The sequence below is a fragment of the Stutzerimonas stutzeri KOS6 genome (genome assembly GCF_000307775.2).
GTDB lineage: Bacteria > Pseudomonadota > Gammaproteobacteria > Pseudomonadales > Pseudomonadaceae > Stutzerimonas > Stutzerimonas stutzeri_B.
Genome location: NZ_KK020676.1, coordinates 1,264,573 through 1,280,094 on the forward strand (window position 1 = coordinate 1,264,573; position 15,522 = coordinate 1,280,094).

A 15,522-nucleotide genomic window follows, 5' to 3' on the forward strand; every position below is an offset into this window, starting at 1 on the left:
AATGGACTTCAAACTGACTGAAGAGCAGCAAATGCTGCAAGACACCGCGGCGCGTCTGGTGCGCGACGCCTATCCGTTCGAGCAGCGCGAGAAATTCAGCGAGTCGGAACTGGGCTTCTCCGCCGAGTTCTGGGCGCAGCTGGGTGAGCTCGGCCTGACCGCCGTGCCGTTCGCCGAAGAGATCGGCGGCTTTGGCGGCGGTGGCGTGGAAACCATGCTGGTGATGACCGAGCTGGGCCGTGGCCTGACGCTGGAGCCCTATCTGCAATCGGTGATCTTCGGTGGCGGATTGCTCGGCCAGCTGGGCAGCGACGCGCAAAAGGATGATCTGCTGCCGCAGGTAGCGGCCGGCTCGCTGCAGCTGGCGGTGGCCCTCGAGGAGCCGCAGAGCCACTACAACCTCAACGACGTGCAGACCCGTGCCGAGGTGGTCGATGGCGGCTATCGCCTGTCCGGGCGCAAGGCCGTGGTCATCGGCGGGCATAGCGCCGGGCAGATCATCGTCTCCGCACGGACTGCTGGTGACAGCCGCGACGAAGCCGGCATCAGCCTGTTCCTCGTCGATCCGAACGCGCAAGGCGTGAGCCGCCGCGTCTACCCGACCATCGACGGGCGCAAGGGCTGCGAGCTGTTCCTCGAAAACGTGCAGGTCGGTGCCGATGCCGTGCTCGGCGAAGTCGGCAACGCGCTCCCGGCGCTGCGCTACCAGCAGGGCCGTGCCATCGCCGCGCAATGTGCCGATGCCCTGGGCAGCATGGACGAAGCCTGCAAGCTGACCCTCGACTACCTGAAGACGCGCAAGCAGTTCGGCGTGCCGATCGGCAAGTTCCAGGTCCTGCAGCACCGCATGGTCGACATGCAGACCGAACTGGAGCAGGCCACCAGCATGGCGATCCTCGCCGCGACCTTTGCCGATGGCGAAGACAACGACGAGCGCAGCCGTATCATCGCCGCCGCCAAGTACATCTGCGCCCGCGCCGCGCGCAAGGTGGCCGAGGAAGCGATCCAGCTGCACGGCGGCATCGGCATGACCTGGGAATACAACCTCGCCCACCACGCCAAGCGCCTGGTGATGATCGCCCACCAGTTCGGCGACGATGACCATCATCTGAAGGCCTATGCGAAGCTGATGCAGGTGGCATAACCCGCCAATCGCAACACAGCGACCGGGCCCCATGGCCCGGTTTTGCTTTGCAGAGACAGGTTCGCGAGCGGCGCTCCGCTTCAGCCCTCCGCGAGCTTCGTAGGGTGGATGCCGCCTTTCACATCCACGCGGGTCGAGCAGCACCGAGCCGGTGGATCGGTGCAGCGTGATCCACCCTACGGCTTAGAAAGGCGGTTGCTGTGCAAACAGCCGAAGTTACAGCTTTTATATCCGGTGGGCGGTGATCGCACCGGCTGTGGGTGATTCGATCCGGACATGAAAAAGCCGGGCAAATGCCCGGCCTTTCTGCCTCACGATCAGCTATCGATCAGATGCTGTCGAGTTGCGGGTTCAGGCGGTCCAGCAGTCGCTGGCTGCGGCGGCCGTCCTGCAGGTCGCCCAGATCCGTCAGGCGCACGCGCTCTTTCGGCTCGACCTTCAACTCCACGCCGTTGACCTTGCCGAGCAGAGCCTGCGTGAGCAGTTCGCAGCCGTCTTTCATGCCCGTTGGCAGGTCCTTGAATTCACGACTGCAGTCCTTTTCGGTCTGTTCAACGACCTTCTCGTAATGCGCCTTGCGCTGTTTTTCGGCGCTGCCTTCGGTGGGGTTCAGTGGGGTGTTGTAGCGCTGATACAGGGCAATGCTGCGCTCGGCCATGCCGCGATCCCGGACGCTGAACGAGGCGCTTTGCAATTCGGCGCGCTCGACGCTCGACGCCAATTCACCCAGTTCGCTCATTAATGCCCACTGTCCTCGGGCTTCGCCACCGAAGCTCTCGCTCAGGCGCTGCAGCTTACGATTCAAATCACGCAGGTTACTCAGGCGGTAGCTGACACGCGAATCGAACAGTTCTGGCAGGTCGACTGCCAGCTCTGTTTCCAGGGTGCCGGCATCGTCATCGATATCCACGTAGATTTCGACGTCGTAGGGCTTGAGTTCGGCCAGCCCACTGATCAGCGCGGGCTCGAAGCCGCGAGCGGTCGCCATGCCTCGGCCGAAGCTGCCGCCGGCCATTGCGCCGAGGCTGCTCAGGCCACCGAGTGCGCGCGTGTCGGCCTCGACGCCATTGAAGCGCAGGCGCAAGCGGGTCCGCTCGTCGTTGATGGAGCGGTCACTGATGATCACTTCAGCCACCTGCAGGCTTGGCTCGCGTCCACCGGCTTCGACTTGCAGTTCGGAAATCGTCACGCGGCCTCCGAATGGGCTGGACGAAACCGACTTCCAACTCAGGGTATCCTCAAGCTCGTGCTCGTAAACCCAGTCTTCGATCAGCTTTTCTGCCTGGCTGCTGCTGTAGGCGCTCAGGCCGAAGTAGCCGGCCACCAGCACGGCAACAGCAGCGCCAGCGATCAAGGGTAGGCGCTTGCTCATTCGTCATCTCCTTGGAGCTCGGCACGTTCGGGCCAGGCTTTTTGTATCAGCGATTTGGCCTCTTCCGGCGTCCAGTCGGGGTCACCGATTTCATGTCGTGCGAGTTTCAGCGGGTCGCGTAGATCGGCGCAGCCATTTTCGCTACAGGCTTGCAGCGTGGTGGCGCTGATCAGCGTCAGCGGCAGGTTTTGCTCATCCTTGCGCGACGCGTCCAGCCGCGCCTCGCCCTTGACCAGGAACCAGCCCTTGTCGGCGCTTTGTTCGCTGTTTTTGGTCTCCAGTATGGCGGTATACGGATAGTCAACCTCCCAGCCATCATCGGCTTTGCCATCGATATGCACGATCTGGCTATAGCGTTGAGCGCGGCCTTGCATCATCGCGGCATAACCGCCGCCACTGAACGGCGAATAGCTGGCATCGCTGAGGATGCGTCCGTAGAGTTCTTCGGGTTTGCGAGTTTCACGGCGTAGCTGACGATACAGCTGCAGCTGTTGCTCTGCCTGGCGAGCCAGCAGCTCGCGCTGACGCTGGGCTTCACGCTCGCGCTCCAGCTCGGCTCGGCGCTGCAGTTCAGCTTCCTTGCGCTCGTAGGCGAACAGGTGGTTATCGGCCCGAGCCGGGTCGTATTCCCACTTCTGCGTACGGTAGTGACGTGATAGCGAAATGTCGTAAAGCCAGAAATCGCGATCGCCTTCGTGCAACCCTTTTTCCAGATCCCGCATGCCGTAGAAATGGATGGCCCTGATCTTCGGTGCGCTCTTGTCGAGGTGTGCAGTGGCCAGGTCAATTGTCTGGCGAATGCTTTCCAGATCGCGGAACAGCTCACGGTTTTCGGTCAGTGCTATCAGCGTGACGCTGCCGGCATTCCAGTGGCCGTTATAGCTATGGCCCATGCGCAGCAGGTAATGCACCTTGCTGGCTGGTTCGCTATGCAACAGCAGCAGCAGATTCTTGCGTTCGTCGATGCCCACTACCGGGAGCTGCGGCGCGTCGCCGTAGATTTCCAGGCCATCGAGGAAGCTGCCTTTGAACTGATGCAGACGCACGCCATCGCGGCGGTTGAGCGTCAGCGAGCCGGTGCCCTGCGCGTAACCGTCCGGGCCGCACGTCACGCCGCTGGATGCCGCGGAGATATTCGCTATGTCGTCCTCCGGCTTGAAGCCCAGGCGGAAGCGACAGCCGTTCTGATCGACGATCTCGGTGATGAGGTCGGCCTTGGCGAAAACGTCCCGGGCCAGAGGCGGTTGCCAGCCGTTGACGCTGAACTCTTTGGCGAAAACGGGGGCGGCAACCACGGCCTGTTCAGCCGGGACTGGCGTTTCTGCCGGCGCAGCGGGTTGAGTGTCGGCCACAGGCGCTGGTGATGCGGCCGTGGGTTGTGGTGCTTCGGCTTGCGTCGGCTTGGCCGGTTCCGGCTCTGCGGTGGCCGGAGCGGTCGCGCTCGCAGCAGGCGCAGCGGAAGCGGGGGCCTCAGCCGGCGCTTGGGCGACGGTTGGCGCAGGGGCTGGCTCGGCGGCTGGCTGCGGGGCTGCGGGGGCCCAGCCTGCGGCTTGGCTGGCGTGGCCGCTTGCTTGTGTCTTGCCGGTGCTGTCTACACTGGTCCAGCTCAGTTGCGTGGCGCTCGAGCACTGGCTAGCGAACAGGCCACCAAGTTTTGGCAGCAAGCGGTTAATGGAGTCCTGATTTGCTTGGCCGGCAAATGCGAAACGCAGCTTCAGGTTGTCGCTGCACCAAGGCTGGCCATCGGCGTGGTCGACAAAGACCTCGACGTTTTCCGCCTTCGAATAGGCCAGTCGGTGGCTGGCTGCCTGAGCCGAAGCCGCTACGGCCAGGCTAAGGGCCAGTAGGGAAATGTGGCGCAAGTTCATCAGATCAGCTCCCAGGCACCGTCGGCCGCCTGGCAGGCCTTGGCAGTCTGCTGCTCATTGCTGCCCTGGGCTGTCACGTCGTACTTGATCGTCCGGCAGGTCGCCTGTGCCGTCATGGTTTGCTCGACCGGAACAGCATCCAGATCAATGGCGTCCAGGTCGATTCCCTTGGAGGCTGCGCTGGCCACATCAAGGCTGTCGAGATCGGTAGCTGTTTCGGCTGCAGCGGTCTGGGTCGACTGGGAGGGCTTTTTGACCTGCGCCACCAACGGCGCGTAGACATAACCGATGGTTACGCCGCGGCGGCCCACCATGATCCAGTCATTGTCGGTGCGACCGATCGCAGTAAAGGTTGTGCCGGCTGGCAACCCTGCAACCTTTTCGGCTTTGAGGTCGGGCGCATTGCGTACGTTCGCCGATTTCACTGCCTGGTAGGGCTGGTTGATCAGCGTCATGTTCGCTACCGGCTGCACCTTGGGCGTACGCTTGACCGCAACTTCGCGCTGCACGGTTTCGGTCTTGATCGGGGTAATGGTGGCTTTGGCATCGCTGTGGCTCGACGACCACTGGGTGGCTTGGCCATCCTGCATGTGCTGCAGCGCCTGTTGAGTCTGCTGGGCCAGCGCTTCGCGATCCCGCGCATCGAGCTTCGCGCCGACGGTCTTGCCAAGGTAACCGCCAGCCAGTGCGCCTGCGATCATGGCTGCGGTGCGACCGCTACCGTTTCCGACCTGGCTGCCAATAAGAATGCCTGCTGCGGTGCCGACCAGAGTGCCGATGTTCTCTTTGTTCGCCCACTCGTTTTCGGCCATGTTGGCGCAACCGGCGCTGAACACGATGGCACTGCTGAGCAACAGCACGCTGGTTTTTTTTGCGAAGCCCATGAGGTAGTCCTTGTCTGAATGGCTGGCAGGTAGCATTCAGGACTGACTCGACGGCCGATGTCGTGCCAACGGGGCTGCCGTTTCAATCCATGAAATGGCCGGTAATTACACACAAATATGGCCTGTATCACAAACCTAAATCAGTCTAGATCTGCAACGTCAGGGCTAACGGTGCAGGTCGGGGGCCGCATTCGCATACTGCACTGGGCGCTGCACTTCGAGGGTCTGAAGCGCCGGTGGCGATATGTCGCTCAATACGGCTCATCGTGTGAATGAGATCAGGAACAGCCAGGCGGCCAGTGCATGGTGTAAATGCACCGGCCGATATGCGGCGATTCGTCAAGCAGGGGCTGGTGTAGCGGCGCCCTGCGGCTTCCACTCCTGCAAGCGATCCAGGCTGCCTCGGTAGTGCTTGAGCCCCATGCCGAGCAGGGCGATCGCGCCGACCAGCGCAACGCCGGTGACGATCAACAGCGAATAGCGCAGGGCATTGTCGTCGCCGAAGACAAAGTCGGTACCCAGCGCCACCGCGGTCGGGCCGATGCCGAGGCCGACCATGGTGATGACGAACAGGTACACCGCCGAGGCCTGGCCGCGCATGGAATTGGGCATGATCTCCTGGATCGCCGCCGGGCCGACGCCGAAGGGCATGGCGATGGTGAAGACGTGCAGGGCGATCAGCGCCAGCGCCAGTTCGCCGGTGCCCGCCAGATAGGCGAGGTTGAGCGGCAGGGTCAGCGCGGCGGAGATGATGCCGACGCGCAGCGGCGCATCGCGATAGCCGCGGCGGTGCAGCAGGTCCGAGAGTCGCCCGCCGGCAATGATGCCGACCGAGCCCGCCACCGCCACCACCGAGCCGTAGAGCACGCCGACGTCGCTGGCCGACCAGCCGTAGGTGCGGATGAAGAACGTCGGAATCCACGCCGAACTGCCGTATGCAGCGAAGGCCAGGCAGGCGAAGCCGAAGTTGTGGCACAGCACGGTGCGGCGGTTCTGCCGGATGTAGCCCGCCACCTCACTCAGCGGCACCTCGACGCCAGCGCCAACGCCCTTGCGCGAAGGCTCGCGGATCAGCAACAGCACGGCGGTGAACAGCACGCCAGCCGCACCGAGCACGAGGAAGATCAGCTGCCACGGGCGCACCATGCCGAGAACCGGCAGTTCCACATCGCCCTGTGCCGAAGCGAACTTGACCACCAGCCCGCCGAGCAGGAAGGCCAGGCCCGAGCCAATGTAGATGCCCATCGAATAGACGCTCATGGCGGTGCCGCGCAGCTTGGGCGGGAAGCTGTCGGCGATCAGTGAGTAGGCCGAAGGCGACAGCGCTGCCTCGCCGACACCGACGCCGATGCGGAATACCAAGAACTGCCAGAACGTCCGGGCGGTGCCGCACAGCGCGGTCATCAGACTCCACACCAGCACGCCGATGGCGATGATGCCGCGGCGGCTCTTGCGATCGGCCAGGCGCCCGATGGGCACGCCGCAGATGGTGTAGAACACCGCGAAGGAGAAGCCCATCAGCAGGCTCATGTGGGTATCGGTGATGTCCAGATCGCGGCGGATCGGCTCGACCAGCAGATTGAGGATCTGTCGATCGACGAAGGACAGGACATACGCGAGCATCAGGATCGCCACCGTCATCCAGGCGCGGGTGCTCGAGGGGTAGCCATTATTGTTGTTGTGCATAGCAAGCTCCGATTAGCGAGAGGGCTGCAGCCAGCCATCCTCACTTTTATCGGAGATCAGCCATCCGGCAAGTTGAATAACCTGCGGATATGTTTCGAAATGTGGTATCAATGTTCCGCTGTGCGAAACAGTATTCGATGTGCTTTGCTCATGCCGCCGTTCGTTGGTCGCCAGGCGTCAGTTCCGGCAGCAGCCAGCGTGCCCAGAGGCTGTCCGCGAAATGCTGGCGAAAGAAGCCGAAGTGTCCGATTCGCGTGGCGCCGACTTCGGCAGGCGCGATACGTCGCATCGACTTCGGCGCCGAGCTGTAGAAACCGTGCAGGGACTCGGTGTTGCGTGCCGACATCATCTCGTCGTCGCTGAACGACAGCGATGTCAGCGGGGTGCGCACTGCGGCGAAGGCCTGGCGCATCGGTTCGCCTTCGACGCCCAGCAGGTAATCCGGATGCAGGCACCAGCGCCGCCACTGGCGCATCACCCCGGCCGGCAGGTCGCCGACCGCCCCGATGCGAGCGCCGGGGAAGTAGCCCGCGACTGCGGTAAGCACCGGCGCCAGGCCATGCCAGAGCAGCCACGCCTTGCGCCGGATCTGCGGGCTGTTCTCGCGCCAGTAGCCGCTGCCGGCGGCGATGGTGACGATGCGGGTCAGGCGTTCGTGGCCGTCGACCAGTGGCAGGATCTGCGCGCCGACACTGTGGCCGATCCAGTAAAGCGGCAGCTCGCCAGCGGTCTCGGCCGCCGCGGCGAGCACCGCGCTGCAGTCGTGGCGCGCCCAGTCGAGGATGTCGACGTTCAACTGGCGAAGCGGCGTCCGCCGCGAGCGGCCCATGCCGAGGTAATCGAAGGTCACCACCTGATAGCCACGCCCGGCGAGCCAGTTGGCGAAATCGGTGTAGAAGCGCTGCGGCACGCCCATCGCTGGCGCGATCAGCACGACACCGCTGGGAGCGCTGCCCGGCTGGTACCAGTAGCTGGACAGGATATGGCCGTTGCCGTTGTCGATGGAGCGTTCTTCAACCTGTATCGTCGCCATCTTGTTGTTCTCCGCGCTTCTGCGATTGCTGCGATCGGTGCAGTATACGAACAGCAGAAGATAGTTCTAGAAAAAAATTCTAGTCCAGACGGGAGGCCGGATGGCCCGTAGTAGCCGCAAGCAGGAAATCCTTCAGGCCGCGCTTGGCTGTTTCACCGAGTTCGGCGTGGATGCGACTACCATCGAGATGATTCGCGATCGCTCCGGTGCCAGCATCGGCAGCCTCTATCATCACTTCGGCAATCGTGAACGGATCATCGCCGCGCTTTATCTGGAAGGTATCGGTGGTTATGCCGCGCTGCTGGAGTCGGGGTTGATCGAGAGCCTGGATGCCGAGGCCTGCGTCAGGCTGTTCGTCACCAGCTATGTCGACTGGGTGGTGGCGAATCCGGACTGGGCGCGTTTCGTCCTGCACAACCGCGGACGGGTCGAGGCTGGCGAGATGGGCGAGCGCTTGCGCGAGTTCAACCGCGAGCACGGCCTGCGCATCGCCGGCATCCTGCGCAGGCACCGCGAAGCCGGTGCGTTCAAGCCGCTGCCGAAGGAGTGCTTTGTCTCGGTGGTGATCGGTCCGGTACAGGACATGGCGCGCAACTGGCTGGCCGGGCGCAGCAAGGCCCCGCTCGCCGACTACCGCGAACTGCTCGCGCAGATCGCCTGGGACAGCGTGCGCTGCCGCACGGATGCGTAACTGGATTGAGCCCGGCACGCCATGTGCCGGGCAGCGGAAAAGTCCGCGATGCCGAGCGACAGGGCAGCTCATGTGGCGGGAGCCCGAGCCCCTGTGATGTTGAGCTTAGACACTGCGAGCCTCAGCCCAACCTGCGCGAGCGATGGTTGGTGTCAGACCCCCAGGCTTTCGATGTCCCTGGCGAGCATCTCGAGCTGATGCGCCAGCGAGCCCTTGAGGGTTTCCTCGCTGAGCTGGAATGAAGGTGCGCCGCAGGTCAGCGCCATGATGCTGCCATCGGCCATGTGCAGCGGCACGCCCGCGGCCATCACGTTGCGATCCCAGTCGCCTAGCGACAGGCAGAAGCCGTGCTGCTCGAATTCCTCGAACGAAGCTTCCAGCGAGGCCTTGATGGTGGCCCAGTCGTCGCCGTACTTGGTGGCCAGGGCGGCCATCAGGTGTTCGCGCTCCTTTTCCGGGGTTGCCGCGAGGAAGGCGCGGCCGGCGGCGGTGGTGGCCAGCGGCAGGCGTACGCCGGCATCCATGCGCAGGGTGGTGACCTCTGCCGGGCGGCAGTTCTCCACGTAGATCATCGACAGCCGGTCGCGGCAGGTCAGGCCCACGGTGGTATTGGTGCGGCGGGCGAATTCGTCCATGTACGGCTTGGCCAACTGGCGCACGCGCAGGTTGGAAACGTAGGCGTAGCCGAGCGCCAGCACACCGGAGTCCAGCTGGTACTTTTCCAGCTGCTGCGAGTAGCTGAGGTAGCCGAGCTTGGTCAGTGTGTAGGTCATGCGCGACACGGTGGGCTTGGGCAGCCCGGTAATGCGCGCGATGTCCTGATTGCCCATCACCACCGAGCCGTGGGTGAAGGCGCGCAGCACGTCCAGTCCGCGGGCCAGCGCCTCGACGAATTTGCGGTCCTTGGGAGTGCCGGTGTCTTCGGTGTCGTCGCTCATGATCTCGGTCTTTTGGCTAGTGGGCAGCGGTGGCGAACGATAGCAGATCGCTCGGTCTCGGGCAGTGCGCGCATTTGCGATCATTGCGAGGTAAAAATCGATCGTCTAGTATCGGATTCGATATGCTGTTTCGCACAGTAAAATAATAATTCATTTTGGAGTATATCGATGTCCGCATCCGTGCAAGGCTACGTGGCCGCCGAGCTGGCCCGTGGCGACTACCAGAACGTCCACGACCTGCTTGCCCGGGCCTGTGCGAAGCATCCACAGCGGCCGGCGTTTTCCTGCGGCGAGGACCGGCTCAGCTACGCCGAGCTGGCGAGCCAGGCCGATGCCTTCGCCCGCTACCTGCGACATCACGCCGGGCTGCAGCCGGGCGACCGGCTGGCGGTGCAACTGCCCAATTCGTTGCAGTACCCCATCGCCGTCTTCGGTGCGCTCAAGGCCGGCCTGGTGATCGTCAACACCAATCCGCAGTACACCGCTGCCGAAGCCAGGCACCAGTTCCGCGACTCGGGTGCCAAGGCGATCCTCGTGCTCGACCGACTGCTGCCGCTGGTGCGAGCGGTGCAGGCGGACACCGGCTTGCAGCAGGTCATCCTGAGCAGTGCGGACGATCTGCAAAATCCGGTCTATGAAAGCAGCGAGGGCGGAACGCAACGTTTCATGCAGGCGCTGCGGCTGGGTGCGGACAGTCCGGCGCTGGACAGCGTGGCTGGCCTCGATCGGCTGGCCCTGCTGCAGTACACCGGTGGTACCACGGGTGTTTCCAAGGGCGCGATGATCAGCCACCGCAACCTGCTGGCCAATGTGCTGCAGACCATCGAGCTGTTCGACCAGCCGGGCCTGCTGGAGCCGGAAAAAGATGTGCGCATTGCGCCTTTGCCGCTTTACCACATCATGGCTTTCGCCACGAACTGCCTGAGCTCGGTGGGCATGGGACTGCACACCGTGTTCATCCGCGACGGGCGCAACCTGGACGAAACCATCGGTGCCATGCAGCGCTATCCGTTCAGCCTGCTCAGCGGTATCAACACGCTGTTCGTCGGGCTGATGAACCACCCCGATTTTCGCAATGTCGATTTTTCTCATCTGAAATGGGCGACCTCCGGCGGTGCGCCGCTGAACAGTGAAGTCGGGCGCCGCTGGCAGGCATTGACCGGTGCGCCGATCCGCGAAGGTTTCGGCCTGACCGAGGCATCGCCGGTGGTGGCGACCGGCACTCAGCTCAGCCCTTACCGCGAGGGCTACATTGGCCAGGCGCTGATCGATACCGAGCTGCGCACCGTGGACGACGAGGGCAACGACGTAGCGCCGGAAACCCCGGGCGAACTCTGGCTGCGCGGCCCGCAGGTGATGCAGGGCTACTGGCAGCGGCCGGATGAGACAGCCAAGGTGCTCAGCGAGGACGGCTGGCTGAAGACCGGCGACATCGCCCTGCTGGATGCCGAGGGTTTCGTCAAGATCGTCGACCGCAAGAAGGACATGATCCTGGTTTCCGGCTTCAACGTGTTTCCCAACGAGATCGAGGATGTGCTGATGCAGCACCCGTCCGTGCGCGAGTGTGTGGCAGTGGGCGTGCCGGATGCGCGCAAGGGTGAGGCGGTGAAGGCTTTCGTCAGCCTGAGGGACGACGCGGTTGACGAGCAGGCCCTGCTCGCCCATTGCCGGCAGTACCTGACCGGCTACAAGATGCCCGGCCAGATCGAGATACGCGAGGAGTTGCCCAAGACGGCGGTGGGCAAGTTGCTGCGCCGCGAACTGCGCGATGAGGCACGTGCTGCCGCGGGCTGCACGCTGCCTATATAAAGGTGGCGAGCCGACCAGCGGAGCAGCCCGGCGAGACCCGCGGGCCGGCGCGAATGTACCTCCTGCCAACCCACGGCGGCCGGGCGAAAAAATGTTTCGATGCTTGTTGCGTAGGGGGGTTTCTGATATAAAGCAGCGCTCTTTTCTAGGGGCCCGGTATCTTCGTTCGCAGCGTGGCCGGTAAGACCCTCATGAAACGTGGCGCTGAGCGCCGAACTGACAAGTGAATTCAAGCGGCCAACCCATGCCGGGTTGGGCATGTGGTTTTAGAGGGCTGAGGCATGTCGAGAGTCTGTCAAGTTACCGGTAAGGGTCCGGTAACCGGGAACAACATTTCCCACGCAAACAACAAAACCCGTCGTCGTTTCCTGCCGAACCTGCAGCATCATCGCTTCTGGGTCGAGTCGGAGAACCGCTTCGTCCGTCTGCGCCTGAGTGCCAAAGGCATGCGCATCATCGACAAGCGCGGCATTGACGTCGTTCTGTCCGAGCTGCGCGCCCGCGGCGAAAAGGTTTAAGGAGAGCAATCATGCGTGACCTGATCCGTTTGGTGTCCAGCGCCGGTACCGGCCACTTCTACACCACCGACAAGAACAAGCGCACCACCCCCGACAAGATCGAAATCAAGAAATTCGATCCGGTCGTACGCAAGCACGTGATCTACAAGGAAGCCAAGATCAAGTAATTGATCGGCCCTTGAAGAAAGAACCCGCCTCTCGGCGGGTTTTTTCGTTTCTGGCGCCCAGGCGCCGCCGGCTTGTCGTTCGATTGCCAGTCGTCGTCCGCTCCCCCTAGTTTGATGTGCATCATGTACGGCGCCTGCCGAATTCGCCTATCGTGCGAGCTTTCTTTTCTCCCACTTTTGGCATGAGGATGCGCAGCGCATGGCGAAGACGGACGGGCCCATCGCGGCAGACAGCAAGAGCACTTCCAGCATCGCCCTGCAGGCGGCTTCCGAGGACATCTGGTCGCAGAAGTACCGCCTGACCAGCAAGGACGGCACGCCCATCGACGAGAGCGTCGACGACACCTGGCGGCGGGTTGCCCGCGCGCTGGCCGATGTCGAGCCGGCCAAGCAGCGCGAGCACTGGCATGAACGCTTCCTCTGGGCATTGCGCAACGGCGCCATTCCCGCCGGGCGGATCATTTCCAATGCCGGCGCGCAGGACTACAAGCCGGCGACTTCGACCATCAACTGCACCGTCTCGGGCTCTATCACCGACTCGATGGACGACATCCTCGGCAAGGTCCACGAGGCCGGGCTGACGTTGAAGGCCGGCTGCGGCATCGGCTACGAGTTCAGCACCCTGCGCCCACGCGGCTCTTTCGTCTCGGGTGCCGGCGCGCACACCAGCGGCCCGCTGTCGTTCATGGATATCTTCGACAAGATGTGCTTCACCGTCAGCTCGGCCGGTGGTCGCCGCGGCGCGCAGATGGGGACCTTCGATGTTGGCCATCCGGACGTACGCGAGTTCATCCGTGCCAAGCGCGAGGACGGCCGGCTGCGCCAGTTCAACCTCAGCCTGTTGATCACCGACGAGTTCATGCAGGCGGTGGAGGCCGACGGCGAGTGGCCGCTGATCTTCCCGGTGCATGCCAAGGAAGCCGCCGAGCTTGACCTGGCGGACGCCGAGCATGTGCTCTGGCGCGAATGGCCGGTGCATGACGGCTATATCGTGCGCGACGATGGCCTGGTCGCCTGCAAGATCTACGGGCGGGTCAAGGCGCGGCATCTGTGGGACATGATCATGGTCTCCACCTACGACTACGCCGAGCCGGGCTTCATCCTCATCGACCGGGTCAACCAGCTGAACAACAACTGGTGGTGCGAAGCGATCCGCGCCACCAACCCCTGTGGTGAGCAGCCGCTGCCGCCATACGGATCGTGCCTGCTGGGCTCGATCAACCTGACCCACTTCGTCATCGATCCGTTCGGCGCGGATGCGCGCTTCGACTGGGACAAGTATCGCGAAGTGGTGCGCATCTTCACCCGCATGCTGGACAACGTCGTCGAGATCAACGGCCTGCCGCTGGAGCAGCAGCGCCACGAGATCGAGAGCAAGCGCCGCCACGGCATGGGTTTCCTCGGTCTTGGCTCGACCCTGACCCTGCTCAAGCTGCGCTATGGCAGCCCGGAAGCCTGCGTGTTCACCGAGGAAGTTTCCCGCGAGATGGCGCTGGTCGGCTGGGAGCAGGCGCTGGAGTTGTCCAAGGAGAAGGGTCCGGCACCGTTGCTGAGCCAGACCTTCGAAGTCACCGCCGAAATGCTGCGCAAGCGTCCGGAAATGGCCAGGGACGGTTACAAGGTCGGCGACCAGGTCGCCGGTCGCGTGCTGCACGCCAAGTACTCGCGTTACATGCAGAAGATCGCCGAATACGCGCCCGAGCTGATCGAGGCGCTGGCCGAGCAGGGCGCGCGGTTCACCCATCACAGCTCCATCGCGCCTACCGGCACCATCAGCCTGAGCCTGGCCAACAACGCCTCCAACGGCATCGAACCGAGCTTCGCCCATCACTATTCGCGCAACCTGATCCGTCCGGGCCGCAAGGCCAAGGAGAAGATCGAGGTGTTCAGCTACGAGCTGCTGGCCTATCGCACGCTGATCAACGAGCGTGCCAAGCCGGGTTCCGACGCGCCGGGCGAGAAACTGCCGGACTACTTCATCACCGCCGATGACGTCAGCCCGACCCAGCACGTGGATATCCAGGCGGCCGCGCAGCGCTGGGTCGATTCGTCGATCTCCAAGACCGCCAACGTGCCGACCGATTACCCGTTCGAGGCGTTCAAGGACATCTACCGCTACGCCTGGCGCCAGGGTCTCAAGGGCTGCACCACCTTCCGCTTCAACCCGGCGGCGTTCCAGGGCGTGCTGGTGAAGGAGGCCGATCTGGAGAAGACCCTCTATCGCTTCACCCTGGAGGACGGCAGCGTGGTCGAGCTCAAGGGCAACCAGGAAGTCGAATACGACGGCGAGGTGAACACTGCCGCCAACCTGTTCGACGCCCTCAAAGAAGGCTATTACGGCAAGTACTGAACCCGTCTGCCAACCGTTTGCACGCCGGGCCGCCGACGCCGCCCGGCAGGAGAGATTGCACAATGACCGTAAAGATCACCCAGCGCATCAAGGGCTTCAAGGTCGTCGACGAGGCCCTCGAGCGCCCCGCGGCCACTGCGTCTAGCAGCGACAGCAAGGCGAGCAAGACCGTCAACGTGGTGGAGATGGACGAGAGCCTGCAGCGTCCGGAAACCCTGATCGGCATGACCTACAAGATCAAGTCGCCGCTGTTCGAGCACGCGCTGTACGTCACCGTGAACGACATCGTGCTCAATGCCGGGACCCCGCACGAGCAGCGCCGGCCGTTCGAGATCTTCATCAATTCGAAGAACATGGACCACTTCCAGTGGATCGTCGCGCTGACCCGGATCATGTCCGCGGTGTTCCGCAAGGGCGGCGACTGCACCTTCCTCGTCGAGGAGCTCAAGGCGGTGTTCGATCCGCGTGGCGGCTACTTGAAGAAGGGCGGCGTCTACATGCCGTCGATCGTCGCCGAGATCGGTGCGGTGCTGGAGCGCCATCTGATCGCCATCGGCATGCTCGAAGGCCACGCGCTGGATGAAACCCAGCTCAAGTACCTGGCCGAGAAGCGCGCCGCCTACGAGGCCAGCCAGGGCGCGGTGGCGGTGGAGCCGGGCGAAGGTTTCCCGGCCGGCGCGCAGCTGTGCAACAAGTGCAACACCCAGGCGGTGGTGCAGATGGACGGCTGCGCCACCTGCCTGAACTGCGGCAACTCCAAGTGCGGTTGACCCGGCCGCGCTGAGAGCAGGCGCGATATTCGCCAGGCCCCTTTACCCGACGGGCCTGGCTCTGCTAGTTTTCAGCGCATCGTCATCAAGACAGCCTTCCGGCCTCGATCTCATGTTCCCCATTGCGCGCCGCCTGTTCGTAGTGAATCCAGCCGATATCGGCTCGGCCCCGCTGCGCGCAATCGCCCCTCCATCTGTCGTTGCCGCCCTGGCAATTGCGCCGCCACCTCCACAGGCGGTTGCACTGGGCTGATCCGCCCACACTTCGCAGCTCCGGCTTTCGCTTTCCGAT

General features: G+C 63.5%; 13 protein-coding genes. 7 read left to right on the forward strand and 6 right to left on the reverse strand.

Annotation, left to right across the window (positions count from 1 at the left end; translation table 11 throughout):
* Position 1 precedes the first annotated feature (1 nt).
* Positions 2-1,144 carry an acyl-CoA dehydrogenase family protein gene (locus tag B597_RS33910; protein ID WP_003292713.1) on the forward strand — a complete coding sequence of 381 codons (1,143 nt, stop codon included), beginning with the start codon at positions 2-4 and terminating at the stop codon, positions 1,142-1,144.
* Positions 1,145-1,472: 328 nt separating this feature from the next.
* Here B597_RS33910 and B597_RS33915 read toward each other — a convergent pair whose 3' ends face one another.
* From B597_RS33915 to B597_RS33935, 5 genes are all read right to left on the reverse strand, one after another.
* Complete coding sequence (locus B597_RS33915) at positions 1,473-2,516, reverse strand: hypothetical protein (RefSeq protein WP_003292712.1); 1,044 nt, start codon at positions 2,514-2,516, stop codon at positions 1,473-1,475.
* Positions 2,513-3,868 (reverse strand): hypothetical protein, encoded by a 1,356-nt coding sequence (locus tag B597_RS33920; RefSeq protein ID WP_152028159.1) that lies wholly within the window; start codon positions 3,866-3,868, stop codon positions 2,513-2,515. The genes B597_RS33915 and B597_RS33920 overlap by 4 nt, the downstream gene beginning before the upstream one ends.
* Positions 3,869-4,383: 515 nt before the next feature.
* Complete coding sequence (locus B597_RS33925; RefSeq protein WP_003291671.1) at positions 4,384-5,268, reverse strand: SH3 domain-containing protein; 885 nt, start codon at positions 5,266-5,268, stop codon at positions 4,384-4,386.
* A 339-nt stretch (positions 5,269-5,607) separates the two neighbouring features.
* Positions 5,608-6,954: a spinster family MFS transporter gene (locus tag B597_RS33930; RefSeq protein WP_003291672.1), complete on the reverse strand. Its 1,347-nt coding sequence runs from the start codon at positions 6,952-6,954 to the stop codon at positions 5,608-5,610.
* A gap of 148 nt (positions 6,955-7,102) precedes the next feature.
* Positions 7,103-7,987, reverse strand: coding sequence for an alpha/beta hydrolase family protein (locus tag B597_RS33935; protein ID WP_003291673.1), 885 nt, complete (start codon positions 7,985-7,987; stop codon positions 7,103-7,105).
* A gap of 100 nt (positions 7,988-8,087) precedes the next feature.
* Between B597_RS33935 and B597_RS33940 the strand changes: the two genes are divergently transcribed.
* Positions 8,088-8,678 carry a TetR/AcrR family transcriptional regulator gene (locus tag B597_RS33940; protein ID WP_003291674.1) on the forward strand — a complete coding sequence of 197 codons (591 nt, stop codon included), beginning with the start codon at positions 8,088-8,090 and terminating at the stop codon, positions 8,676-8,678.
* 152 nt (positions 8,679-8,830) lie between these two features.
* Here the strand turns inward: B597_RS33940 and B597_RS33945 are convergent, their stop codons facing one another.
* On the reverse strand, positions 8,831-9,616 hold the full coding sequence (locus tag B597_RS33945) for an IclR family transcriptional regulator (protein WP_024161961.1): 786 nt from the start codon (positions 9,614-9,616) through the stop codon (positions 8,831-8,833).
* Between the two features lie 168 nt (positions 9,617-9,784).
* On the opposite strand from B597_RS33945, the gene B597_RS33950 reads away from it, so the two are divergent.
* The 5 genes from B597_RS33950 (at position 9,785) to B597_RS33970 (ending at position 15,230) form a co-directional block, all read left to right on the forward strand.
* Complete coding sequence (locus B597_RS33950) at positions 9,785-11,425, forward strand: AMP-binding protein (RefSeq protein ID WP_003291676.1); 1,641 nt, start codon at positions 9,785-9,787, stop codon at positions 11,423-11,425.
* Positions 11,426-11,706: 281 nt separating this feature from the next.
* The gene (rpmB, locus tag B597_RS33955; RefSeq protein ID WP_003291677.1) at positions 11,707-11,943 is read left to right on the forward strand and encodes a 50S ribosomal protein L28; all 237 of its coding nucleotides are present in this window, start codon (positions 11,707-11,709) and stop codon (positions 11,941-11,943) included.
* An 11-nt stretch (positions 11,944-11,954) separates the two neighbouring features.
* The gene (gene rpmG / locus B597_RS33960; RefSeq protein ID WP_003284185.1) at positions 11,955-12,110 is read left to right on the forward strand and encodes a 50S ribosomal protein L33; all 156 of its coding nucleotides are present in this window, start codon (positions 11,955-11,957) and stop codon (positions 12,108-12,110) included.
* A 199-nt stretch (positions 12,111-12,309) separates the two neighbouring features.
* Positions 12,310-14,460: an adenosylcobalamin-dependent ribonucleoside-diphosphate reductase gene (locus tag B597_RS33965; RefSeq protein WP_003291678.1), complete on the forward strand. Its 2,151-nt coding sequence runs from the start codon at positions 12,310-12,312 to the stop codon at positions 14,458-14,460.
* Between the two features lie 62 nt (positions 14,461-14,522).
* Entirely contained in the window at positions 14,523-15,230 is a 708-nt protein-coding gene (locus tag B597_RS33970) for a TSCPD domain-containing protein (RefSeq protein WP_003291679.1), read from the forward strand.
* Positions 15,231-15,522 lie beyond the last annotated feature (292 nt).